The following is a 22,826-nucleotide window of genomic DNA, read 5'->3' on the forward strand; positions in this document are numbered from 1 at the left end:
TACGCATCGGCCCGCGGGGAAGCGGGCCGCGCACGCTATCAACAGGAATGCCACCCCATGCTGTCCCCTATCGCTCGCGCGGCGTTGCTCGCCTTTGCGAGCCTGCCGCTCGTCGTGCATGCTCAAGCTGCGTCTTCTCCGTCGCCGTCTTCATCTTCTTCTGCCGATTCGGGGGCTGCCGGTTCGTCTCCCGCGGTGTTGTCGCCCGTTGTCGTAACCGCGGAGCGTGGACCGCAACCGCTCGCCGATGCGATCCCGCAGACCACGCTGTTCGATCAGCAGGACGTCGCCGATACGACCGCAACCGATTTGCCCGGTCTGCTGCAACTCGCCCCCGGTGCGCAAATCTCGCGCACTGGGGGCCCGGGTTCCACCGCGAGCCTGTTTCTGCGCGGCGCATCGTCGACGCAATCGCTGTTGCTGATCGACGGCGTACGGGTCGATTCGGTGAGTCTTGGCGCGCCGCAACTCGCGCAGATTCCGCTCGACCAGATCGATCACGTCGAAGTCGTGAACGGCAACGTGTCCGCGCTCTACGGCTCCGGCGCGATCGGCGGTGTGGTACAGGTATTCACGAAAGACGGCGGCGATCATCCGCCGCGCTTTAATTTTTCGGTGGGCTACGGCAGCTATCACACGCAGACGCAGCAGGTGGGCGTGAACGGCGCGCTGGATAAAGACGGCAACACGACCTTCAGCATCTCGCTTGCGCGCTCGAAAGACGACGGCTTCTCCTCGCTCAATCCGGCACAGGCGCCCAATGCAAATCCGAATGCGAACGGCTATCTGAACGAAAGCATCTCGGCTTCGCTGCGCCACAAGTTCAACGACAAATGGGACGCGGGCGTCACCTATCTCCAGTCGAACGGCAATAACAGCTACGACAACGCGTACGGCGTGCCGACCGATCTGAACAATCTGTATAGCAAAGTGCGCCAGGTGTCGGTGTTCGCGAACGGCAAGCTGACCGATTGGTGGACCACGCACTTCGTCGTTTCCGAAGGCGACGACCGCAGCGTGTCGAATACCAATGGCATCTACAACGGCCGCTTCGATACCGACAATCGCCAGTACACGTGGCAAAACGATTTCGCGCTCGCCGCGCAACAGAAACTGCAGGTCGGCTACGAGCATCTCGATCAAAGCCTCGACTCGGATACGTTTGCGGCGCCCGACCGGCATGTTGATTCGGGTTTTGTCGGCTATACAGGGCGCTTCGGGCGCAACCAGATTCAGGCCAATGTCCGGCACGATCAGTATTCCGATTTCGGCGGGGCGAACAGTTACTATCTCGGCTACGGTTTCGACATCACCGAGCATTGGAAGGCGACTGCAAGCTATTCGGATTCGTTCCGCGCGCCGAGCTTCGACGATCTGTACTATCCGATCAGCGGCAATCCGTCGATCCAGCCGGAGCGCAGCCATTCGATCGAAGCAGCGTTGCAGTACGCGTCGCATGCGCTTGGCGTGATGCGTCTGAGCGCGTTTCAAACGCGTTATTCGAATCTGATCGACTACCAGCAGGTGACGCCCGGCATTTATCTGGCCGAGAACGTCGGCCGTGCGAAGGTGCAGGGGCTCGAAGGGTCGTGGAGCGGCCATGTCGGCAAGACGGATGTGCGCGCGTCGGTGACGCTGCAAAATCCGGTCGACCTCGATAGCGATACCGATCTCGTGCGGCGTGCACGGCGCTTCGCCTCGCTGGCGGTGAACCGCAGCATTGCGGGGTGGCGCGTCGGCGGCGAGTGGATCGTCAGCGGCGCCCGTGAAGATAGCAGCGGCACACTGGGCGGCTACGGTGTGGTGAATCTGTCGGCGCGCTACAACATCACAAAGGCGTGGTACGTCGCCGCGCAAATCCAGAACCTGTTGAACAAGGACTATGAAACGGCCTATTCGTATAATTCGCCGCGGCGCGGTGCGTATGTCACGGTCGGCTGGCAGCAGCAGTGACGGACATCCGTGCGTGAGAAGGCGCTGATGAACCGCAGCTCGAGCCCGATGCCCACGACCACGTTGCACGTCATGAGCGCGAAGCGCGCAGCCGCGATCTGGCTCGCGCTCGCGGGAATCGCACTGGCGGTGCTGATGGCGTCGCTCGCGCTCGGCAGCGTGTCGCTGGCGCCGGCGCGCGTGCTGGCGGCGCTCGTTCCGTCGCACGGGGCGCATATCGAGTCCGCCGATCTTGCCGGTGAGATCGTGCGCAAGCTGCGCTTGCCGCGCGCGGTCGCGGGCTTCGCATGCGGCGCACTGCTTGCGCTGGCGGGTGCGCTGCTGCAAGTGCTGTTGCGCAACCCCTTGGCCGAACCCTACGTGTTAGGCGTGTCGGGCGGCGCGGCGACGTTCGCGCTGGTCGCGATGATCGCCGGTTGCGCGTGGTGGATCGTCGATGCCAGCGCGTTCGCCGGCGCTTTCGTGTCGATCCTGCTGGTGCTTGGCCTTGCGCGCCGCGAGTTGTGGCGCGGCGAGCCGCAAGACACGTCGCCGCGTTTGCTGCTGACCGGCGCGGTGATCGCGGCCGGTTGGGGCGCTGTCATTACCTTGCTGCTCAATCTCGCGCCGGACAATCGTCTGCGTGGCATGCTGTTCTGGCTGACCGGCGATCTGAACGGCGGCGCGATGCCGTGGACGGCGCTCGCCGCGCTCGTCGTCGTGCTGGTGGCAATCGTGCCCGTTGCGCCCCGTCTGAATGTGCTGCTGCGAGGCGACGCCGCCGCGCAGGCGCTGGGCGTCGCGGTGATGCCGCTGCGTTTGCGCGTGTATCTGGTGGCGTCGCTGGCGGCCGCCGCGGCGGTGACCACGGCGGGCACGATCGGTTTTGTCGGTCTGGTGGTGCCGCACATGCTGCGGCTCGCGTTCGGTAACGATCAGCGCATGCTGCTGCCCGCTGCGGCGCTCGGCGGCGGTGTCGCGGTGATGGGCGCGGACCTGATCGCGCGGACCGTGATTGCGCCGGCGCAATTGCCGGTCGGCGTGATCACGTCGATCGTCGGCGTGCCGGTGTTTTTGTGGATGCTGTTGCGCAGGCGCCGATGATGAACGCACACAACGCCCCGCATTCGGCGCTCAGCGCGCAACGTCTGACCTTGCGTGCGGGCATGCGCACCTTGCTCGACGCGTTCACGCATACGTTCTACGCAGGCGAGATCTGGTGTGTCGCCGGGCCCAACGGAGCGGGCAAGACGACCTTGCTATCCACGCTGGCCGGTCTGGCGCAACCCGCAGCGGGTCATGTCGAACTCGACGGCGTGCGTCTCGCCGACTGGCCGCCGTTGCCGCTCGCGCAGCGTCGCGCGCTGATGCCGCAAAGTGCCGCGGATGCGTTCAGCGCGAGCGTGCTCGATATCGTGATGCTGAACCGCTTTCCGCATCTGACCGGCTGGGGTTGGGAGGGCGAGGGCGATCGTGCAGCCGCGCACGCTGCATTGGACGCATTGGGTCTTGCCGCATTCGCTGCGCGCGACGTGCTGTCGCTTTCGGGCGGCGAACGGCAACGCGTCGCGCTGGCGGCGGTGTTGTGCCAGGAGGCGCCGTTGTTGCTGCTCGACGAACCGCTTTCGCATCTGGACTTGCACCACCAGATTGACTGTCTCGAAGCCCTGAGCGCCTGGACGCACGAGCCTCGGCGTACAGTGGTGTTTTCGTGTCACGACCTGAACCTCGCGCGCCGCTTCGCGACGCATGCGCTGCTGCTCGACGGCAACGGCGGCGCGTATGCTGGACCGGTGCGCGACGTGTTGACGCCCACGCTGACGAGCCGCGCGTTCGGCTATCCGCTGATTCTGATTCGCGACGGTGAGCATGAGGCGCTGATTCCCGCGCCGCGCTTGCGTCACGAATCGCCTGCGGGCTATGACACACCGGCAAGCTAACCGCTTCATCAAAACATTCTCTCTTTTAGAAACGTCTATGACTTCTTTGCCAGGTTTGTCGGGATTGACCGAAGTCGAACCGCTCGATCAAACGCTGCGTGCCGAACTGCAACACATCATCGATACCAAGACCAAGCCACCTGGCAGTCTTGGGCGACTCGAAACGCTCGCGCGTCAGATGGGGTTGATCCAGCGGACGACGCACCCCACGGTCGAACGTCCAGCGATGATCGTGTTCGCCGGCGACCACGGTATTGCGCAGGAGGGCGTGAGTCCTTATCCGCAAGCCGTGACCGCGCAAATGGTCGCTAATTTTCTCGCGGGCGGCGCGGCGATCAATGCCTTGAGCCGCGTCTCCGGCGTCGAGCTTGAAGTGGTCAACTCGGGCATTGCGACGCCGTTGCCGTCGACTGAAGGTCTCATCGACATTCCGGTTGCCGCCGGTACGCGCAACTTCGCACACGAACCCGCGATGACGCACGAACAGGCGCTTGCCGCGATGCAGGCAGGCGCGGCTCGCGTGCGGTATCACGCGGCGCTCGGCACCAATGTGATTGGCTTCGGCGAGATGGGCATCGCAAATACGTCGTCGGCCGCCTGTCTGATGAGTCGCCTGTGCGGCGTGCCGATCGACGAATGTGTTGGCCGCGGGACCGGTCTCGACAACGCGGGGCTCGCGAAAAAGCGCAACGTACTCGCATCGGCGCTCACGCATCACGCCGTTTTCAACGATCCGCTCAACGTGCTCGCCACGTTCGGCGGCTTCGAAATTGCGATGATGACGGGCGCGTATCTTGCTGCCGCGCAAGCCCGTATGACAATCCTGGTCGACGGTTTCATCGGGACCTCGGCATTGCTGGTGGCCGACGCCTTCGCGCCGAAGGTGCGCGAATATTGCGTGTTCGCGCATGCGTCGAACGAGGCGGGGCATCGGCGCATGCTCGATCATTTCGGCGCGCTGCCGTTGCTCTCGCTCGATATGCGCCTCGGCGAAGGCACCGGCGCGGTGCTCGCGGTGCCGCTGCTGCGCGCGGCGGTGGCGTTCGTCAACGAAATGGCGAGCTTCGAATCGGCCGGCGTCGCGAATCGTGATGTGTGATCTGTCAAAGGCGCTGTCATGCAAAGTGCCGCCCTATAGAAGCATGCGCCTTGCTTGCTCATGAACCCGCTCGCTGAACTACGCTATTTCTTCACGGCGCTTGGCTATTTCACGCGCGTGCCGGTGCCGCGTTGGGTCGGCTTTGAGCCGCACTATCTGAATGCGGCGGCGCGCTATTTTCCGCTCGTCGGCCTATTGATCGGCGGGTTGAGCGCGCTGGTTTATCTCGCGGCGTTGCACGTCTTTCCAGCGGGCGTGGCGGTGTTGCTGTCAATGGCTGTGTCGCTTCTCGTGACCGGCGCGTTTCACGAGGACGGCCTCGCCGATTGCGTCGATGCGTTCGGTGGCGCCTATACGCGCGACGACGTGTTGCGCATCATGCATGATTCGCGCATCGGTGCTTTTGGCGCCATCGCGCTCGTGGTCGCACTCGCATTGAAGTGGCAAACGCTCGCCGCGTTACCGCCCGTGCGCGCCGCAAGTCTGATGATTGCTGCGCATGCGGCGAGCCGCGTGTTTGCAATCAGCTATCTGGCCACACTCGACTATGTGCGTGCCGAAGGCAAAGCCAAACCGGTTGCGCAGCGCTTGAGCGGTCCCGCGTTGCTCTGCGCGGCAGCGTTCGGTTTGCCATGGTTGTTCTGGCCGAACTGGTTCGATTCGCCGAATTGGCGCTTCGCTTGTGTGACGCTCGCCGTACTGGTCGCACTGCGTTTTGCATTGGGCCGCTATTTCGTCAGGCGCATCGGTGGCTACACCGGTGACTGCCTCGGCTTCGCGCAACAGATCTTTGAACTGAGCATCTACCTCGTGGGGCTCGCATGGATATCGTCCTGATTCGTCATCCTGCCGTCGCGCTCGATTCGGGTGTGTGCTACGGCCACAGCGACGTGGCGCTTGCCGAGGACGTCGAAATATCCGCGAGTGTCCTTGCACTGAAACTTGCGACCTTGCAGGTGCCGCCGCCGCGTGTGCTGATGTCGAGCCCGCTGACGCGTTGCGCGACGCTGGCAGCGGTCATGGCGAACGATTTTGGTTGCGCGCTCAGTCATGACGATCGTCTGAAGGAGATGGACTTTGGCGATTGGGAGCAGCAGCGCTGGGATGCGATCGATCGCGGCTTGCTCGATGATTGGGCGGCTAACTTCGAGCACGCGCGGGCGCATGGCGGCGAGAGCGTCGCGCAATTCGTCGCGCGGGTGCGGGCATGGTTCGACGCGTTCGCGTTGACGCGTGAGCTGTCGCCCGCGTATGTGGTTACGCATGCCGGGGTGATGCGGGTGATCGCGTCGCTGGTGCTGGACGTGCCGCTGGAACGCAGTCTGCGGTGGTCGCTGGAAATGACCGGGGTTGTGTGGTTGCGCAGGGATGAGGCGGCGCAGCAGTGGTCGTTGGTGAGGTGGAATGCGTGAGGGGTAGGGGCGTCACTGTGCGCCGCTCTTCCTCCGCGAGCGCGCCAGCTCCAGGTCTTCGCACATCTGCTTCGCTCCTTGTGCAATACGCGGCGCTGGCCGGTTGATCAGATCGCCGTCGATGGCGAATAGATTGTTGTTCGCCACTGCCGTCAGACTCGGCCATGCGCGCCATGTGCCAAGTTGCGGCAAAGTCGTGTCCGGTTTGGTGGCGCCGGGCGCGGCGGTGACGATCGCTTCCGGATTCGCTGCGAGCACCGCTTCGGTCGAGACGGTCGGCACCAGCGGTTCGAGTTTCGCAAACACGTTGCGGCCGCCGCATAGCGCAATCACGTCGCTCACCATATGTTCGCCGTTGAGCGTCATCAACGGCTGATCCCATACCTGATAGAACACGCTGACAGGCGCACGGCTCGCATACTGCGTGCGCAATCGCGCGATGTCCTGGCGATATGCGGCCGCCGCTGCATCGGCAGTCGGCGAAGTGCCGAGCAATTGCCCGAGCTTTATCAGCGACACGGCAACGTCATCGAGATGATGCGGTTCGCTGAAGAATAGTGGCACATGCATCTCGCGCAGGCGATCAAGTTGGCGCTGCGCATTGCCATGCCGCCAGACGACGATCAGATCGGGCTTCAACGCGACAATCCGTTCGAGGTCGAGCGCCTTGTTGTCGCCGACGCGTGGCAGTTGCTTCGCTTCAGGCGGATAGTCGCTGTAAGACACGGCGCCGACCAGTTTCGCGCCGCCGCCCGCGGCGTAGAGCAATTCGGTGACGTGCGGCGCGAGACTGACGACGCGTTGTGCGGGCGCAGGCAAGGTGACCGTTGCGCCGGTGTCGTCGGTGACAGTGATGGTGGCGTGCGCATGCAGCGTGCTCGCGCAAAGTGCTGCGGCGGTGGCGAAGCGGAGAAGTCGAATCATCGGACAGCCTCGCGCAAACCCGCCTCGAGGCGTGCCCATTCCGCGTCGCTCGCGGGCAGCCCGAAGCGCACACTGCCCGATGCCGCGAAGAGCCGTGTCCACACGCCGCGTTGCGCTAATGCCTCGTGCAGGGCGGCGGCGCGTGCATCGTCGGTCCATGCAAAGAGCGGCGTGCTTCGAGTGGCAAGACCTTGTGCACGCAGGAGATTCGCCAGACGGGCGCTTTCGGCATCGAGCCGCGTACGCATCTGCTGTTGCCACAATTCATCCTCAAATGCGGCTTTGACAGCATGACGAGCCGGACCGCCGACCGTCCACGCCCCAAGCGTACGACGCAATGCGTCGAGCAAAGCCGGCGCACCGAGTACGAAGCCGGCGCGCACGCCGGCAAGTCCAAAGAACTTCCCCGGCGACCGCAACACGACCAGGCCATCGCGATCGGTGCTTGCCGCGAGCGACGCCGAAGGCATCGTATCGGCAAAAGCTTCGTCGACCAGCAGCGTGCCGCCACGCGCGGCGAGTTGCGCATGCCAGTGCAGCAGCTTGCCGGCGCTCAGATGCTCCGCGGTCGGATTGTTCGGATTCACGACGACCACGTGCGTGAGCGTATCGGGCAAGGTGTCCCAGGACACATGCAGTGGCACGAGCTCATGACCGGCCCGCTCGAATGCGGGCGCATATTCGCTGTACGTGAGCGGCGCGATGCCCACCTGGGCGCGAGGCAGCAGTGAGGGCAGCGCGCGAATCGCCGCCTGGCTTCCCGCCACGGGCAGCACGTGCGCGGCATCGGGCGCGCCGTAATAGTGCGCGGCGCAGGCGGCAAAGCCGTCGCCTTCGTCAGGCAGGCGGCGCCAGGCATCGGCTGGAACCGGCGGCACCGGATAGCCATGCGGATTGATACCCGTCGACAGGTCGAGCCATTGCGCGTACGGAATGCCGTAACGCTCGGCCGCTTCGTGCAGATTGCCGCCGTGAACCATGGCGTTGAACGCGGTGCCGGTATCCGCTTTATGACCATCCGTTCGATCAACCATGAAAGGGCACACTCAGCAAAGCCAGCACGATCAGCACCGCCAGCCAGAGAATGACTGTGCGTTCGACCAGCATCAATGCCGCCGTGACATGAGTGGCGTTCGCGGGGTGTCCGAAGCCCAGCGCCGGTCTGTGCTCAAGCTCACCGTGATACACCGCGGGCCCGCCAATCAGTACGTTCAAACTACCCGCGCCCGACGCCATCACCGGCCCGGCGTTCGGACTGTCCCAACGGGGTGCCTGTTCGCGCCAGCAACGTAGCGCGGTGCGTGTGTCGCCGAGCAGGGCGTAGCTCACTGCGGTGAGGCGCGCGGGAATCCAGTTGAGCACATCGTCGATCCGTGCGGCGGCCCAGCCGTAGCGCAAATAGCGCGGCGTGCGATAGCCCCACATGGCGTCGAGCGTGTTGGCCAGACGAAATCCCAGTGCGCCTGGACCGCCTGCAATCGCGAACCAGAACAGTGCGCCGAAAATCGCGTCGTTACCGTTTTCCAGTGCCGATTCGACGGCGGCGCGCGACAGCGCCGCTTCGTCGGCATGAGCGGTTTCGCGCGACACGATGCGCGCGGTCAGGAGGCGTGCTTGCGCCAGGTCGCGTTTCGCCAGTGCCTGTGCGATCGGCGCAATGTGATCGTGCAGACTGCGTGCGCCGAGGGCGAACCAGAGCAACACGACATGCACTGCGCAGGCCGCAAAAAACGGCAGCACGGCGACCAGCCACCAGGCGATCAGCACAGGCGGCATGACCGCCAGCGACCACGCGAGCAGCCCCTTGACCCGTAAGCGCCGGCCGGTGTTATAGCGTGCTTCGAGGCGCTTCGCCCATTTGCCGAAACCGACTAATGGATGCGCGGTGCGCGGCTCACCGAGCCAACGGTCAACGGCGACGCCTGCCGTTGCCAGCGTAACGATCAGCGGGAGCGACAGCATCACGCGCTGCCCGCTGTTTTCAGGGCGAGCGGCAGGCCCGCGACCATCATCGTGACCTGGGTGCTCAACGCGGCGATGCGCTGATTGAGCCGCCCGAGTTCGTCGACATAGAGGCGCGTCTCCGCGCCGAGCGGCACTACGCCGAGGCCAATTTCGTTGCTGACCACGATGATCTTGCCTTTGGCGTTGATGAGCGCCGCTTCGAAAGCGGCAAAGTGCACCTGATAGTGATCGACGGGCAAGCCGTCGCCGTCAGGCGGGCACAGCAGGTTGGCGAGCCACAGCGTCAGGCAGTCGATCAGAATGCAATGGTCAGGCGCGTCGATTTGCGCCACGACGCCGGCGAGATCGACACCTGCTTCCTGCAACTGCCAATGCGCCGGACGCCGCTCGCGATGATGCGCGATGCGCGCGCTGAATTCGGCGTCGTCGGCCACGCGTGCGGTGGCGATGTATGTGACGGGAAGGGCGCTGCTGTTCGCCAGTTGTTCGGCGTGCACGCTCTTGCCCGAACGGGCGCCGCCGAGAACGAAGGTGAGGTCGCGGGGAATCATCGCGTGATTGTACCGGCGTGCAGCGCGTGCCGGCACGATGGGATAATGCCGCGTTCAATTCGCCGCTTTGAGGTTTCGCTGCGGTACGGTGCTATTGCGTATCGCGGCGTCGTTGCCGCCGGGTTGTTGCTGAGTTGCCACTTCATTGCCCATTCACCGCCGAGCCAGACATTCCGTGACCACGACTTCGACCCCGCATGACGCCGTACCTGTGCCGCGCGGCACGCTGATGATTCAGGGGACCACGTCCGATGCGGGCAAGAGCACGCTCGTCGCGGGTTTGTGCCGGCTGGCGCGGCGCGCCGGCGTGCGGGTCGCGCCGTTCAAGCCGCAGAACATGGCGCTCAATAGCGCGGTGACGATCGACGGCGGCGAGATCGGTCGCGCGCAGGCTTTGCAGGCGGTGGCCGCGGGCATCGCCGCGCATACCGACCTGAACCCCGTGCTGCTCAAGCCGACGAGCGACCGTGGCGCGCAAGTGATCATCCACGGCAAGGCGCGCATGAATCTCGATGCACGCGCGTATCACGACTACAAGCCGGTCGCCTTCGAGGCCGTGCTGGAATCGTATGCGCGTCTGCAGGCGGCGTACGACACGATTTTCGTCGAAGGCGCGGGCAGTCCCGCCGAGATCAATCTGCGCGACCGCGATATCGCCAACATGGGTTTTGCTGAAGCGGTCGACTGTCCGGTCGTGCTGGTGGCCGACATCGACCGTGGCGGGGTGTTCGCGCATTTGACCGGTACGCTCGCGTGTCTGTCGGAAAGCGAGCAGGCGCGTGTGCGCGGCTTCATCATCAACCGCTTTCGCGGCGACGTCAGTCTGCTGAAGCCCGGGCTCGACTGGCTCGAAGCGAAAACCGGCAAACCGGTGCTCGGCGTGGTGCCTTACCTGCACGGTCTGACGCTCGACGCCGAAGACATGCTGCCCCCCGAACTGCGCGCCGCGCAAAGCAGCGATACGGGCCGGATGTTGCGGGTGATCGTGCCGGTGTTGCCGCACATCAGCAATCACACCGATTTCGACGCGCTGCGCGCGCATCCGCAGGTCGATTTCCATTACGTGCGAAGCGGCACGCCGCCTCCGCCCGCCGATCTGATCATCCTGCCTGGGTCGAAGAACGTGCCGGGCGATCTGGCTTTTCTGCGTGCGCAAGGCTGGGATGCGGTGTTGCAACGGCATTTACGTTACGGCGGCCGCGTCATCGGGATTTGCGGCGGCATGCAGATGCTCGGACGCGAAGTGGCCGATCCGTACGGCGTGGAAGGTGTGCCCGGAACGAGCACGGGCCTTGGCTGGCTCGATTACTCGACGGTGTTGACGCGCGAAAAAACGCTCAGGAATGTGACGGGCCGCCTCGCGTTGCCCGGTTCGCCCGAGGTTGCCGGCTACGAGATTCACATGGGAGAGACGCAAGGTCCGGCGTTGAGCGCGCCCGCGCTGCAATTGGGCGTTGCGCCAGACGCTTATCCCGACGGCGCGATCTCGGCTGATGGCCAAATCCTCGCCACCTACGTGCACGGTCTGTTCGACACGCCGGCCGCATGCGCCGCACTGCTGGCGTGGGCGGGCTTAAGCGACGCCGAGAAGATCGACTACCCGGTGCTGCGTGAGGCGTCGCTGGATCGTCTGGCCGACACGCTCGCCGAGCATCTTGATCTCGCGAAGCTTTTTGCTGCAATTGGCTGACGAAGATCAATCGGACGATAGTGATTAAATCTTTCTGGGAAACAATCAAAGCCTGAACGGCGGTTTTTCGTCTCATATGGTTCGAATACAGTCCTGACATCGTCGGCCGACGCGGGCCGTCTTTCTCGTAAAGGACTCGTCATGAACTCGAACCGCTTAGCCGATCTGGCTGCCTTGATTCTTCGTCTGGCCCTGGGTGTCCTGTATCTCGCACACAGCTTGCAGAAGATTTTTGTTTTTACGCTACCGGGAACGGCGCAGTTTTTCGTCTCGCTCGGCTTGCCGGGATGGCTCGGCTATGTGACGACGTTCGTCGAACTCATCGGTGGCATCGCGTTGCTGCTTGGCGTGCGGGTCCGCTGGGTCGCGCTGACGCTGCTGCCGTTCATGCTTGGCGCGATGTCGGCGCATTTGCATAACGGTTGGGGGTTCGCGTCGCCGAACGGCGGCTGGGAATATCCGGCTTTCTGGGCGGTGACTTTGGCCGTGCAGTCGCTGCTCGGCGGCGGCGCGCTGGCGCTGGGCGGTGCGAAGACGCCGCGTGCCGCGGCGGCCTGATCAGGTCACTCCGGGACGCCGGCATCCCATCTCACCGGATAACAAAAAAGCACGCGCCGTAAGGCCGCGTGCTTTTTTATGGCCTGAGCCAAGGCGCTTCGGACATTTCGAGTCCTTCGCCGCGCCCCCGCGTCACTCAGTCAATACAACACGATCTGCGTGCAGCGAAACAACGCCATCGTCTTGCCGTTCGGATCGGTGACGGTGGCATCCCACACCTGCGTGCTGCGGCCCAGATGCACGGCCTTGGCGACCGCGCGGATCGTGCCTTCTGTCGCCGTGCCGACAAAATTGCTTTTCAGCTCGACGGTTGTGAAATTGCGCGCCGTCTCGGGCAGGTGGGCGAGGCATGCATAGCCGCAGGCCGTATCGGCGAGGCCAATCACGGTGGCGGCATGCAAAAAACCGTTCGGCGCGAGCAATTCGTCGCGCACGGTCAATTCCGCGGTCAAGGCGCCTTGTTCCAGCGATAGAACATGCACGCCCAGCAAGCCGGGCAACTTGCCCTTCTGACGTTCATGCAGGCGCTCGATGGTGTATTCCGGGCGGAGTTTGCTCATGAGATTCGGGTCCTCGATGGAAAAAACAGGGGTGTTGGGCAGCTAATTAGCCGTTTGGGGGCTTCGACCCCGGTGCATTTGCCGATATTATCAACGGCTGGATCGGCGGGTGAACCTGAAACCGGCACGGATCAGGACACATCGGCGCAAGTCAGAGCAAACTGCGCGGCAAACCGGCTGGCGGCGCCCAGCCTTCTTTCCGGGAGAATTCATGACGGTGATCGTGGTGGCGAATCCGAAGGGCGGCGTGGGTAAAAGCACGCTGTCCACCAATCTGGCCGGCTATTTCGCGTCGCTCGGGGAATGGGTCGCGCTGGCGGACCTCGACAAACAGCAGTCCTCACACGCGTGGCTGTCACTGCGGCCCCCTGCGCTGCCGCCCATCGAGATCTGGGAGGTCGATCCGGAAAATCCCGTCAAACCGCCCAGAGGTCTGGAGCACTCGGTCATCGACACGCCGGCCGGATTGCACGGCAACCGCCTGAATATCGCGCTGGATCTGGCCGACAAGGTGATCGTGCCGCTGCAGCCGTCGATGTTCGATATTCTCGCGACCCAGGAATTCCTCGAGCGGCTGGCGAAGGAGAAGGCGGTCAGGAAAGGCACGATCGAGATCGGTGTCGTGGGTATGCGCGTCGACGCCCGCACGCGCTCAGCGGAGCAACTGCACCGCTTTGTCGAGGGATTGAAGCTGCCCGTGTTGGGTTACCTGCGCGACACGCAGAATTACGTGCAGCTGGCGGCGCACGGCCTGACCTTGTGGGACGTGGCGAAAAGCCGCGTGGAGAAGGATCTGGAGCAGTGGCAGCCGATCATCCAATGGACCAACGGCGCCAGCAAGAAGGCGTGATGTGAATCAGCAGGCGGCGTGGCCGCCCGCCGCATGGAACCGTGCGGCGAAAGGCCGGCTCAGGTCCAGTTCTGGGTCGGCACGTGATCGCGGCTGCCCTTGATCTTGTTGTTGTCGTCGACGAACACCAGATCCGGCTTCCAGCCTGCCTTCAGTTCCGCTTCGTCGACCACTGCGAACGCCGCGATGATCACCAGATCGCCCAACTGCGCGCGCCGCGCGGCTGAACCGTTCAGCGAAATCATGCCGCTGCCGCGTTCGCCCTTGATCGCGTACGTCGAGAAACGCTCGCCGTTGTTGATGTTCCAGATGTCGATCCGTTCGTTTTCGACGATGTTCGAGGCTTCGAGCAAGTCCTCGTCGATTGCGCACGAGCCTTCGTAGTGCAGTTCACAGTGCGTGACCGCGACGCGATGGATTTTCGACTTCAGCATGTTGCGTTGCATGACCAATCCCTTGTGCTTCTGACGCGTGTTTGTGCAGCCTAAGACTGCTTCAGATTTCGAGGTTATCGATGAGACGAGTGGTGCCGAGCTTGGCGGCGGCCAGCACGACCAACTCCGCATTCGCATCTTGCGGGCTCGGCGGCAGCAGATTCGAACGCTTGCGCACGGCGATGTAATCAGGTTGCCAGCCGCGCGCGGCCAGTGCCCCCATTGCCGCCTGTTCGAGTTTTGCGAAGTCGCGATCGCCGGTGAGCACCGCATCGCGCACACGATTGAGCTCGGCGGCCAGCATCGGCGCCTCGGCACGCTCTGCCGTCTGCAGAAAGCGGTTGCGTGAACTGAGCGCGAGGCCGTCGGCGTCACGCACGGTTTCCGCGGCAATGATGTCGGTCGGTAGCGCGAACTGGTGGCACATGCTGCGCACGATCATCAACTGCTGATAATCCTTCTTGCCGAACACCGCGACCCGCGGCTGCACGCACGACATCAGCTTCATCACCACCGTGCACACACCCTGGAAGAAACCAGGCCGGAATTCGCCTTCGAGAATGTCGCCCAGATCGTGCGGCGGATGCACGCGGTACTCCTGCGGCTCCGGATACAGATCCCGTTCCGTCGGCGCGAACAGCACATAGACGCCTTCTTTCTGAAGCTTGTCGATGTCAGCTTCGAGCGTGCGCGGGTATTTGTCGAAATCTTCGTTCGGGCCGAACTGCAAGCGGTTGACGAAGATACTCGCCACCACCGGATCGCCGTGCTGGCGCGCCAGGCGCATCAGCGACAGATGGCCCTCGTGCAGATTTCCCATGGTCGGCACAAAGGCGGTGCGATTCTGGCCGCGCAACTGGTCGCGCAATTCATGGATCGAGCTGATGACTTTCATGATCGGACAGGGAATTCCTCGCGCGGCGCGAGACCCGGTTGACGCAAAAACTCAGGTTTTCGCGTGGCCCGTGGCCTCACTGGTAATGACAGGTTCGGAGCGCCGGATTGTAGTGGATTTGCTCAGGGGGTGCACCGAAACGAGGCGTCTGCTGCAGCGATGGCGCACGCAAGCCCCGTTTTGCGGCGTCAGGCCGGCAGATAGGCGAGGCGCACATAGATCGGCGCGAACGGCTCGGCCTGCGTGATTTCAACGAGCGACTCACGGCACAACTCGAGCATGGCGATGAAATTCACCACGACCACCGGCACGCCTTTGCTCGTATCGAACAGATCCGAGAATTCGATGAAACGCGCGTTTTGCAGTCGCCGCAGGATCGTACTCATATGCTCGCGCACCGACAATTCCTCGCGCGAAATCTTGTGATGCTGAACGAGCTTGGCGCGCTTGATCACGTCGGCCCAGGCCGCGCGCAGGTCTTCGCTATCCACGTCCGGAAAGCGCGGCGTGATGCTTTGCTCGATGTACACCTCGGCGCGCAGGAAATCGCGGCCAAGCTGCGGCAGATGGTCGATGCGTTGTGCGGCGAGCTTCATCTGCTCGTATTCGAGCAGGCGGCGCACCAGTTCGGCACGCGGATCTTCGGCTTCGTCGCCGCTGTCGGCCTTCTTCACTGGTAACAGCATGCGCGACTTGATCTCGATCAGCATGGCGGCCATCAGCAGATACTCGGACGCGAGTTCGAGATTGGTCTGGCGCAGCTGGTCGACGTAGCCGAGGTATTGGACCGTGACGTCCGCCATCGGGATGTCGAGCACGTTGAAGTTCTGCTTGCGGATCAGGTATAGCAACAGATCCAGCGGGCCTTCGAACGTTTCGAGAAACACTTCGAGCGCGTCCGGCGGAATGTACAGATCCGTCGGCAGCTTGAAGAGCGGCTCGCCGTACAGGCGTGCGAAAGCGATGCCGTCTACGGTGTCCGGCGTCGAATCGGTAGTGGGCGCGGCAAGCGCGGCGTCAGGTGCCGGCGTGGCGCCCTTTGCCTCGTTGGCGTGACTCACGCGCTTAGAAGTTTTGATAGTACGAGTAAGGCGTCTGCTCTACGCGCGAGGCTTTCTGCTCGGCGCTTTCTTCGAGATCGATCGGCTGTTTGTCCCACAGCAGCGACCGGCCACGGCGCTGCTCCGCTTCCAGATTCGGTTTTTGTTGCTTGAGCTGGTTCAGGAACTGGGTGATGTCCGATTGATACATGGCTAGACGTCCGTGGTGTGGGGAATGGCGGCTGCCCAGCGGGGATCCCCCGCGCGGCATCGCTCCTATTCCATAATTTTACCGCATGCGCCGCGCGTGGTCGAAAAATGGCGCGGCGGCGCGCGCGGCCGGTATGCAGAAAACACCCGGAACCCACGCCAACGCGATGCGTCAAAGGCGGGCGCGTGGCTGGCGGGGTGGTGTGCGAATCCGGGTTGCGCGGCCGGGCGGGCGTCACTACGCATGCCGCATGGGGTGCGGTGCACAAGCCGGAGGGGGCGCCATGCGTCACCCTGCAAACGCCCTTTTTAGAGATGGCGCGGTCTCGCCGATGTGGTCAAATAGCGAGCTTCGACCGCTGCGGCGAGCTCGAGCGACAGAATTCATCAACTACGGCCGGAGGTCCTGTTTGGCGGTATGTGCGATCGAAAAGCCGTGTGGGCGGCGCGACAATGCCGGTACTAAGCGCGGGCATCTCATGCCTGTGCGGCGCTGGCTGCGCGCGTGGCTGGCATTCGGCGTCGTCATGCTCATGCTTGCCGCGGCCGACGCGCACGCAGCACGACGCGCGGCCGCCAGCTACAAGGTCGATATCGAAGCCACGCCGCGCTCGCTGCGCAAGCTGCTCGAAGCGCACCTGGACGTTGCGCGGTTCGCCAAACGCCCCGACATCAGCGACGACCAGTTCGAGTTTCTGATCACCGCCACCCCCCAGCAGGTGCGCGATCTGGCCGCCACGCAGGGCTATTTCACGCCGGTCGTGCGTACTGACGTGCGAACCGTCGACGACAAAAAGCGCGTGACGGTGAGCGTCGATCCCGGCCCGCAAACCCTTATCACGTCGATTTCACTGTCGTTTCGCGGCCCAGTGCTGACCGAAGACCCGGCACAGGAAAACGCCGCGCGCTTTGCGTTTTCACTGCATGAAGGCGATCCGTTTTCGCAAGGCGACTGGGACGACGCGAAAAACGCATCGCTCAAGGCGTTGCAGGCGCGCCGTTACCTGGGCGCAAAGGTCTACCATTCCGAGGCGCGAATCGACCCGCGCACGCACGAAGCGAAATTGTCGGTTACATACGAGAGCGGCCCGACCTTCACGATGGGCAAGCTCGACGTGTCCGGTACGCGGCGCTATCCGGAACAGATTGTCGACAATGTGAATCCGATTTCGGTCGGCGACATCTATGACGTACAGCGCGTCACTGAATTGCAGCGGCAGTTGCAGAACACGCCTTACTACGCGAGCGTTGCAATCGACGTGGATAGCGATCCGGCCAAGCCGGTCGACACGCCGGTGCACGTGAAAGTGTCGGAATATCCGTACAACAGTATCCGCGGCGGGGTCGGTTATTCGACCGACAACGGCCCGCTGGTCCAGGGCTCGTATTCGTATCTCGACACCTTCGGCAAGGCGTGGCCGTTCACGGTCGACGGGCGCCTCGATCAGATTCAGCAATACGGGCAAATCCAGCTCGCTATGCCGCCAGGGCCGCGTGGATGGACCAATAGTGTGTTGGCGTCCTACACCACCACGGACGTGTCCGACACGCGCATCTACAGCATTCGCGGCGGCTTGCAGCGAGCCCGGACGTCGCAATTCATCGACTACAACTACTCGATCCTTTATTACCAGGACCGGCTCGACCAGAACGCGATTGCGCCGACCACCAGCCGCGCGTTGGTGCCGTCATGGTCATGGACCCGCCGCAATACCGACGATCCACTGTTCCCGCGCTCGGGCAATCTGATTCACGTCGAAGCCGGCTTCGCGGTCAAAGGCGTGCTGACCGACCAGACGTTCGCGCGCGGCTATGCCCGCGGCCAGCAGTACCTGCCGATCGGCAAGGAAGATCTTGTGCTGTTCCGTGCAGAGCTCGGCGGCGTGTTCACGAGCGGCAGTTCGAGCGGCATTCCGGCTTCGCTGCTGTTTCGCGCGGGCGGTTCGAATTCGGTGCGCGGCTATGGCTATCAAAGCATCGGTAACGACGTCGACGGTTCGGTGCTGCCCACCAAGTATCTCGTGACGGCGGCGGCGGAGTATCAGCACTGGTTCAGTCACGACTGGGGTGCAGCCGCGTTCTTCGACGTCGGCACCGCCACCGATACCTGGGGCGAGAAAGTTTTTTATCCCGGCGTCGGCGTCGGAGCGCGCTGGCGCAGCCCGGTCGGCCCGGTCAATGTCGATGTCGCCTACGGGATCCGCAACAGGAGCGTGCGGCCGTACCTGACGCTCGGCATTGCCTTCTGATGGAAACCTGCTCTTACATGATCCACGCATGACCACGGACGTTTCCGCCCAACCACCTGCGCAGCCGCCCGGCGCTCATCCGCCAGGACAGCAGCCTCCGCCCGACGCGCCGCCGCCTGCGCGCCGGCGCGGCCGGGTGCTGCTGAAAGCGCTTGCGTGGACGGTAGCCGTGCTCGTGCTGCTGGTCGCCGTGGCAATCGGCCTGCTGTACGGCGCACTGACGACTGAGCGCGGGACGGCTTACGCGTGGCAGGCGGCCGTCAAACTGCTCGGCGGAAAACTGACCGGCACCCTGGAGAGCGGCGCGATTTCGAATGGCGTCCAACTCCGGCAGGTGCGCTGGCGTAGTCTCGACGGCAGCGGCACGGATATCCAGATCGACCGCGTGGCCGGTCGTTGGGGACTGACGCACAAGCCTTGGCGCTTCACGATCGACTATCTGCATATCGGTACGATCGACGCTCGCATTGGTTCTTCGTCGTCGAGTAGCAGCGGACCGCTGAAACTGCCGCAAGACTTGCGCTTGCCGATGCAACTCGAGGTGCGCGACGTGCAGGTCGACAAACTGCTGTTGCGCCAGGGCGGGTCGACTACCGAGCTTTCCCGTTTCATGTTCCATGGCCGCAGCGACGGCCGGCACCATGAGGCCGCGATCGAGCGGTTGGACACGCCGTTCGGCGCGGTAACGGCGGCGGCGAAGCTTGACGGGGCGCGGCCGTTTCCGCTGACCGGCGATGTAGGCTATTCCGGCAAGGTCAATAACGAGGCGGTGCAGGTGGGTGGCCATCTGAGCGGCTCGCTGGAGAATCTCGTCGCCGAACTCGATGCCAGCGGCATGAAGCTCGCCGGCCATGCGCGGGTCGAGGCGACGCCATTCGGCGACGTGCCGTTGCAACGCGCCACGCTGACTTTCGACCACGTCAATCCGCAGGCCTTTGCGCCCGGCGCGCCGCTGGCGGATCTGGCGGTGCGGGCGGAACTGGCGCCCGTGGGGCAGGATGCGGCAGGGACGGTGGTGTTGGGCGCAGCAAGTACGGCGAGTCCCGCCGGCGCTTCTGGCGCCGCGAGCACCGCCAGTGCCAGCAGCGCGGCCAGTCGCAATAGCGCGGGCCAGGACAACGCTGCCGGCATGGCCCGGCCGCCCGTCGTCAAAAACGGCAAAGGCGGCGTCAACACCGATGCGTCAGAAAAGGCCGCCGCAGGTTTCGCCGTCGCCGGCCACGTCTCGATCGTCAACGCCAAACCTGGTGCGATCGACCAGAACCTGCTGCCTCTGATCGACGCGCAAACCGATGTGCGTCTCGACGCCGAGGCGCAGCGCATCTCGAACCTGAAGGTGCGGCTCGTGAAGAGCGCCACGCTCACCGGTGGTGGCGTGCTGACCGGCAAGCGCGGCCAGTTCGATCTGCAAGTCGCCGGGCTCGATCTGAACGCGCTCGAAGCGACCGTGCGGCCCACCCAGCTTTCCGGTCCGATCGGCATCCGTCTGAACGACGACGTGCAAAGCCTGACCCTCGATCTCGCCGACCCGAAAGCAGGGTTGCGCGCGCAAGGCAAAGTGACCTTCGACCCCGCGCGAATGAGCTTCAACGACGTTCGCGTCACGTCGGGCAAAGGCCGCATCGATCTGTCCGGCGCGCTTAAACACGACGCGAATTCCACCTATAGCCTGAAAGCGCAACTGACCGATTTCGATCCGTTGACGCTGACTTCGCAGATGCCGTCGCGCACGCCGGTGACCAACGCGGCGGGATCCGCCAGAGTGACGAAGGCGACCCAGGCTACCAAAGCGTCTCGGGCCACGAAAGCAACTCAGACGAACGAAGCGGCGGCACTCGCGGGCAGCACGGCCGGCGCGAAAAGCGCGGCGCCCGGCGACAAAGCCGCAGCGGTGGTCAAGAATACGGCCAAGGCAGCGGTGCGGACCGAAGTCGTCCAGCGCAAAGTACCGCCGCCCAGGCCGTCCAAAGCGCCGCCAACCCGCAAGATCGAGGCACGCGTGAACGGCACGCTCACCGCAGCCGGTATGCTTGGCCCGGTCTTTACCACCAAGGCCGAATTCAAACTCGGCCCGAGCGTCTACGACGGCCTGCCGTTGACGGGCAACGGCGTGGTCCAGCTAGCCGGTTCGCGGATTTTGCCGAGCCGCGCGAATCTCTCGGTGGCGGGCAATCAGGTGGACTTGCAAGGCAGCTTCGGTGCGCGAGGCGACCGGCTGCGTTTTCGTGTCGATGCGCCGGAACTGGAGCGGCTCGGTTTCGGCCTCGCCGGGCTCATCGCCGCGGATGGCGATGTCACCGGCTCGTTCGCGCATCCGAATGTGGTGCTGAACTACAAGGCAGACAGTGTGGTGTTCAGCAGTAACCGCATCGGCCATGCGGAAGGTCACGCCGAACTGCGCGACGGTGCGAACGGCGCGCTCGTCTTCACGACCGACGCGCGCAATCTCAGCGCCGGCGGCGTCGATCTGACCACGCTTACCGCGCGCCTGTCCGGCACGCGCGCAAGCCATACGCTGGAAGCGGCGGCCACCGGCAAGCTGCAGGACCGTCCGCTCGATCTGACGCTCGCGGCCAACGGCAAGCTGACCGAAGCACGCGACGGCACGCGCTGGGATGGCACGGTGACCCGCCTGCAGAATCGCGGCACCCCTGCGTTGAATCTCGAGTCGCCGCTCGCCGTAAGCGCCGGGCCGAGCCGCCTGACGCTCGGCGCGACGCGCCTCACGCTAGAAGGCGCAGTGCTAAGCCTGAAATCGTTCGCCTTCGATCACGGCAAGATCCAGTCCGCCGGCACGCTGACCGACATTTCGCTCGCGCGCCTGCAGGATTTGCGGCGCGAAATTACCGGCACGCCGCCGGCCGTCAAAACCGATCTGGTGTTCGATAGCGACTGGGACTTCGCGCTCGGCAGCACCGCGAGCGGCCACATTCAGTTGAAGCGCCGCGGCGGCGACGTCACGGTCGAAATTGGCCGTGGTTTGGCCTCGCTGGGCATTACGGATATGAGTGCGCGCGCTGAATTCAGCGGCGGCAACCGGCTGAATGCGACCGTCCACGCGCAAGCCAGCCGCATCGGCGTAATCGACGCTGATGCGCACACCACGCTCGTCATACGCGACGGCTTCCTGAGCGTCAACGAAGAGGGGGCGGTCAGCGGCAATGTGAATGCGAATGTGCCGTCGCTGAAAACAACCGGCGGCCTGTTCGGCCCGAGCTATCTGCTCGATGGCCACCTCGCGTTGAAACTCGCGCTCGGCGGCACGGTCGCCAAGCCGAACCTGACGGGGTCACTACTCGGCGATGGTCTGTCGGCGACGATGGTCGACCAGGGCGTGCAGTTGAAGGACGGTGTCGTACGTATCGCACTGTCGCAAAATCTGGTGGACTTCCAGCAGGTCGAGTTTCACGGTGCGAGCGGCACGCTGCGCGCCACCGGCCGCGTGCGTCTGGATGGCGCGGAACCGGATCTGTCCGCGAGCATCGTCGCGGATAAGCTGGAGTTGTTCGCGGCGCCGGACCGCAATCTGTCGCTGTCGGGCAGCGCGAGCGTGGCGAACGCCGGCGCAGAGGGCGGCATGGCAATCAACGGCAAATTCGTGGTCGATCACGCGTTGTTTGATATGCCCGAGCAGTCCGCGCCAAAGCTTGGCGACGATGTGGTGATCGTGCGTCCCGACGGCACGGTGGCGGGCGAGCGGCCGCCACCCGCGGTCGCCGGCACCAACAAGCCGATCGGTCCGTTCGCGCCGCGCGCCAATATCGACATCAGTCTCGGCAACAGCTTCCGTTTTCGCGGGCAAGGTGCGGACCTCGGCCTGAGCGGCACAATCACTGCGATGAGCGCGCCGAACCTGCCGTTGCGCGCAGTCGGCAATGTCCGCGTGACGCAGGGCTCGACCTACACTGCGTTCGGCCGCAAGCTCAACATCGAGAACGGCTTCTTCACGTTCAACGGTCCGGTGGCCAATCCAGGCATCAACATCCTGGCAATGCGTCGCAATCAGCAGGTCGAGGCGGGTGTGCAGGTCACGGGCACGGTTCAGTTCCCGGTCGCGAAGCTGGTCTCCGAGCCGAACGTGGCGGATAACGAAAAGCTCTCGTGGCTGCTGTTCGGGCACGGCACGGATCAGGGCAACAACCTCGGGCAGCAAAGCACCATGACGACTGCGCTCGCCTTGCTCGGCAGCGCGAGCGGCAAGCGGATTGCACAGACTTTCGGTCTCGACGAATTTTCGATCGGCCAAAGCGAAGTCGGGCTGACCGATCCGCAAGTGGTGATGGTGTCGAAAGCGATCAACGAGTGGCTCGTGCTCGGCTACGAGCAGGGCCTGCAGTCGGCGAGCAATGCGATCAAGGCAACAGTCCATCTGACGCGCTATTGGTCGGTTGCGGCTTATGGCGGCACGTTCGACGGCTTGGAACTGCTTTATACGCGGCGCTTCGACCGGATCCGGTGGTGATCGCAGGGCGGTGATTGAAGTGGGCTGAGTAACGTCTCGGCAAAAAAAACGGCAC

The 22,826-nt window shown here is 63.9% G+C and carries 20 protein-coding genes; 11 read left to right on the forward strand and 9 right to left on the reverse strand.

The genetic code is table 11. The annotated features are described in order from the left end of the window. Positions 1-57 precede the first annotated feature (57 nt). From PQR40_RS31980 to cobC, 6 genes are read left to right on the forward strand one after another with little or no spacing between them, the layout of a single operon-like run. Positions 58-1,953, forward strand: coding sequence for a TonB-dependent receptor domain-containing protein (locus PQR40_RS31980; RefSeq protein WP_408237471.1), 1,896 nt, complete (start codon positions 58-60; stop codon positions 1,951-1,953). Between the two features lie 27 nt (positions 1,954-1,980). After that, positions 1,981-3,036 (forward strand): FecCD family ABC transporter permease, encoded by a 1,056-nt coding sequence (locus tag PQR40_RS31985; RefSeq protein ID WP_408237474.1) that lies wholly within the window; start codon positions 1,981-1,983, stop codon positions 3,034-3,036. Continuing rightward, the gene (locus tag PQR40_RS31990) at positions 3,033-3,872 is read left to right on the forward strand and encodes an ABC transporter ATP-binding protein (protein ID WP_408237477.1); all 840 of its coding nucleotides are present in this window, start codon (positions 3,033-3,035) and stop codon (positions 3,870-3,872) included. Before PQR40_RS31985 ends, PQR40_RS31990 begins: the two co-directional genes overlap by 4 nt. Before the next feature lie 37 nt (positions 3,873-3,909). Continuing rightward, positions 3,910-4,971: a nicotinate-nucleotide--dimethylbenzimidazole phosphoribosyltransferase gene (cobT, locus tag PQR40_RS31995; protein ID WP_408237480.1), complete on the forward strand. Its 1,062-nt coding sequence runs from the start codon at positions 3,910-3,912 to the stop codon at positions 4,969-4,971. A gap of 60 nt (positions 4,972-5,031) precedes the next feature. Further along, positions 5,032-5,808: an adenosylcobinamide-GDP ribazoletransferase gene (locus tag PQR40_RS32000; RefSeq protein ID WP_408510640.1), complete on the forward strand. Its 777-nt coding sequence runs from the start codon at positions 5,032-5,034 to the stop codon at positions 5,806-5,808. Next, positions 5,793-6,383, forward strand: coding sequence for an alpha-ribazole phosphatase (cobC, locus tag PQR40_RS32005; RefSeq protein WP_408237486.1), 591 nt, complete (start codon positions 5,793-5,795; stop codon positions 6,381-6,383). Before PQR40_RS32000 ends, cobC begins: the two co-directional genes overlap by 16 nt. A 12-nt stretch (positions 6,384-6,395) precedes the next feature. Here the strand turns inward: cobC and PQR40_RS32010 are convergent, their stop codons facing one another. The 4 genes from PQR40_RS32010 to cobU are packed head-to-tail and all read right to left on the reverse strand — an operon-like array spanning position 6,396 to position 9,823. Further along, positions 6,396-7,307 carry a cobalamin-binding protein gene (locus tag PQR40_RS32010; RefSeq protein ID WP_408237489.1) on the reverse strand — a complete coding sequence of 304 codons (912 nt, stop codon included), beginning with the start codon at positions 7,305-7,307 and terminating at the stop codon, positions 6,396-6,398. After that, positions 7,304-8,341, reverse strand: a complete 1,038-nt coding sequence (gene cobD / locus PQR40_RS32015; RefSeq protein WP_408394215.1) for a threonine-phosphate decarboxylase CobD — start codon at positions 8,339-8,341, stop codon at positions 7,304-7,306. The genes PQR40_RS32010 and cobD overlap by 4 nt, the downstream gene beginning before the upstream one ends. Then, complete coding sequence (gene cbiB / locus PQR40_RS32020; protein ID WP_408394213.1) at positions 8,334-9,269, reverse strand: adenosylcobinamide-phosphate synthase CbiB; 936 nt, start codon at positions 9,267-9,269, stop codon at positions 8,334-8,336. The genes cobD and cbiB overlap by 8 nt, the downstream gene beginning before the upstream one ends. Then, positions 9,269-9,823, reverse strand: coding sequence for a bifunctional adenosylcobinamide kinase/adenosylcobinamide-phosphate guanylyltransferase (gene cobU, locus PQR40_RS32025; RefSeq protein ID WP_408237497.1), 555 nt, complete (start codon positions 9,821-9,823; stop codon positions 9,269-9,271). The genes cbiB and cobU overlap by 1 nt, the downstream gene beginning before the upstream one ends. 229 nt (positions 9,824-10,052) lie before the next feature. Between cobU and PQR40_RS32030 the strand changes: the two genes are divergently transcribed. Next, positions 10,053-11,513 (forward strand): cobyric acid synthase, encoded by a 1,461-nt coding sequence (locus PQR40_RS32030; RefSeq protein WP_408394241.1) that lies wholly within the window; start codon positions 10,053-10,055, stop codon positions 11,511-11,513. Positions 11,514-11,654: 141 nt separating this feature from the next. Next, positions 11,655-12,071, forward strand: coding sequence for a DoxX family protein (locus tag PQR40_RS32035; protein ID WP_408332961.1), 417 nt, complete (start codon positions 11,655-11,657; stop codon positions 12,069-12,071). A 140-nt stretch (positions 12,072-12,211) separates the two neighbouring features. Here PQR40_RS32035 and PQR40_RS32040 read toward each other — a convergent pair whose 3' ends face one another. Further along, a complete protein-coding gene (locus PQR40_RS32040) occupies positions 12,212-12,631 on the reverse strand; it encodes a PaaI family thioesterase (protein WP_408394211.1) in 420 nt (139 codons plus the stop codon). A 211-nt stretch (positions 12,632-12,842) separates the two neighbouring features. On the opposite strand from PQR40_RS32040, the gene PQR40_RS32045 reads away from it, so the two are divergent. Then, entirely contained in the window at positions 12,843-13,481 is a 639-nt protein-coding gene (locus PQR40_RS32045) for a ParA family protein (RefSeq protein WP_408237506.1), read from the forward strand. A 59-nt stretch (positions 13,482-13,540) separates the two neighbouring features. On the opposite strand, the gene panD is transcribed toward PQR40_RS32045, so the two are convergent. The 4 genes from panD to PQR40_RS32065 form a co-directional block, all read right to left on the reverse strand. Next, the gene (panD, locus tag PQR40_RS32050) at positions 13,541-13,927 is read right to left on the reverse strand and encodes an aspartate 1-decarboxylase (RefSeq protein WP_408394209.1); all 387 of its coding nucleotides are present in this window, start codon (positions 13,925-13,927) and stop codon (positions 13,541-13,543) included. 49 nt (positions 13,928-13,976) lie between these two features. Then, a complete protein-coding gene (gene panC / locus PQR40_RS32055; RefSeq protein ID WP_408237512.1) occupies positions 13,977-14,810 on the reverse strand; it encodes a pantoate--beta-alanine ligase in 834 nt (277 codons plus the stop codon). 188 nt (positions 14,811-14,998) lie between these two features. Continuing rightward, positions 14,999-15,871 (reverse strand): segregation and condensation protein A, encoded by an 873-nt coding sequence (locus PQR40_RS32060; protein ID WP_408237515.1) that lies wholly within the window; start codon positions 15,869-15,871, stop codon positions 14,999-15,001. A 4-nt stretch (positions 15,872-15,875) separates the two neighbouring features. Continuing rightward, positions 15,876-16,061: a DUF3460 family protein gene (locus PQR40_RS32065; RefSeq protein WP_408237518.1), complete on the reverse strand. Its 186-nt coding sequence runs from the start codon at positions 16,059-16,061 to the stop codon at positions 15,876-15,878. A gap of 409 nt (positions 16,062-16,470) precedes the next feature. On the opposite strand from PQR40_RS32065, the gene PQR40_RS32070 reads away from it, so the two are divergent. Both PQR40_RS32070 and PQR40_RS32075 read left to right on the forward strand, forming a co-directional pair. Next, a complete protein-coding gene (locus PQR40_RS32070) occupies positions 16,471-18,309 on the forward strand; it encodes an autotransporter assembly complex protein TamA (protein ID WP_408237521.1) in 1,839 nt (612 codons plus the stop codon). Positions 18,310-18,337: 28 nt separating this feature from the next. Continuing rightward, complete coding sequence (locus tag PQR40_RS32075; protein ID WP_408510641.1) at positions 18,338-22,771, forward strand: translocation/assembly module TamB domain-containing protein; 4,434 nt, start codon at positions 18,338-18,340, stop codon at positions 22,769-22,771. Positions 22,772-22,826 lie beyond the last annotated feature (55 nt).

This window comes from Paraburkholderia sediminicola (assembly GCF_046026855.1).
GTDB lineage: Bacteria > Pseudomonadota > Gammaproteobacteria > Burkholderiales > Burkholderiaceae > Paraburkholderia > Paraburkholderia sediminicola_A.

Bases quoted from the DNA above. Each gene is read 5' to 3' on its own strand.
- cobU (WP_408237497.1), bottom strand. From the start codon at position 9,823: ATGATTCCCCGCGACCTCACCTTCGTTCTCGGCGGCGCCCGTTCGGGC.
- panC (WP_408237512.1), bottom strand. From the start codon at position 14,810: ATGAAAGTCATCAGCTCGATCCATGAATTGCGCGACCAGTTGCGCGGC.
- PQR40_RS32045 (WP_408237506.1), top strand. From the start codon at position 12,843: ATGACGGTGATCGTGGTGGCGAATCCGAAGGGCGGCGTGGGTAAAAGC.
- PQR40_RS31980 (WP_408237471.1), top strand. From the start codon at position 58: ATGCTGTCCCCTATCGCTCGCGCGGCGTTGCTCGCCTTTGCGAGCCTG.
- PQR40_RS31985 (WP_408237474.1), top strand. From the start codon at position 1,981: ATGAACCGCAGCTCGAGCCCGATGCCCACGACCACGTTGCACGTCATG.
- cbiB (WP_408394213.1), bottom strand. From the start codon at position 9,269: ATGCTGTCGCTCCCGCTGATCGTTACGCTGGCAACGGCAGGCGTCGCC.
- PQR40_RS32040 (WP_408394211.1), bottom strand. From the start codon at position 12,631: ATGAGCAAACTCCGCCCGGAATACACCATCGAGCGCCTGCATGAACGT.
- PQR40_RS31990 (WP_408237477.1), top strand. From the start codon at position 3,033: ATGATGAACGCACACAACGCCCCGCATTCGGCGCTCAGCGCGCAACGT.
- cobT (WP_408237480.1), top strand. From the start codon at position 3,910: ATGACTTCTTTGCCAGGTTTGTCGGGATTGACCGAAGTCGAACCGCTC.
- panD (WP_408394209.1), bottom strand. From the start codon at position 13,927: ATGCAACGCAACATGCTGAAGTCGAAAATCCATCGCGTCGCGGTCACG.
- PQR40_RS32075 (WP_408510641.1), top strand. From the start codon at position 18,338: ATGACCACGGACGTTTCCGCCCAACCACCTGCGCAGCCGCCCGGCGCT.
- PQR40_RS32000 (WP_408510640.1), top strand. From the start codon at position 5,032: ATGAACCCGCTCGCTGAACTACGCTATTTCTTCACGGCGCTTGGCTAT.
- PQR40_RS32035 (WP_408332961.1), top strand. From the start codon at position 11,655: ATGAACTCGAACCGCTTAGCCGATCTGGCTGCCTTGATTCTTCGTCTG.
- PQR40_RS32010 (WP_408237489.1), bottom strand. From the start codon at position 7,307: ATGATTCGACTTCTCCGCTTCGCCACCGCCGCAGCACTTTGCGCGAGC.
- cobD (WP_408394215.1), bottom strand. From the start codon at position 8,341: ATGGTTGATCGAACGGATGGTCATAAAGCGGATACCGGCACCGCGTTC.
- PQR40_RS32065 (WP_408237518.1), bottom strand. From the start codon at position 16,061: ATGTATCAATCGGACATCACCCAGTTCCTGAACCAGCTCAAGCAACAA.
- PQR40_RS32030 (WP_408394241.1), top strand. From the start codon at position 10,053: ATGATTCAGGGGACCACGTCCGATGCGGGCAAGAGCACGCTCGTCGCG.
- cobC (WP_408237486.1), top strand. From the start codon at position 5,793: ATGGATATCGTCCTGATTCGTCATCCTGCCGTCGCGCTCGATTCGGGT.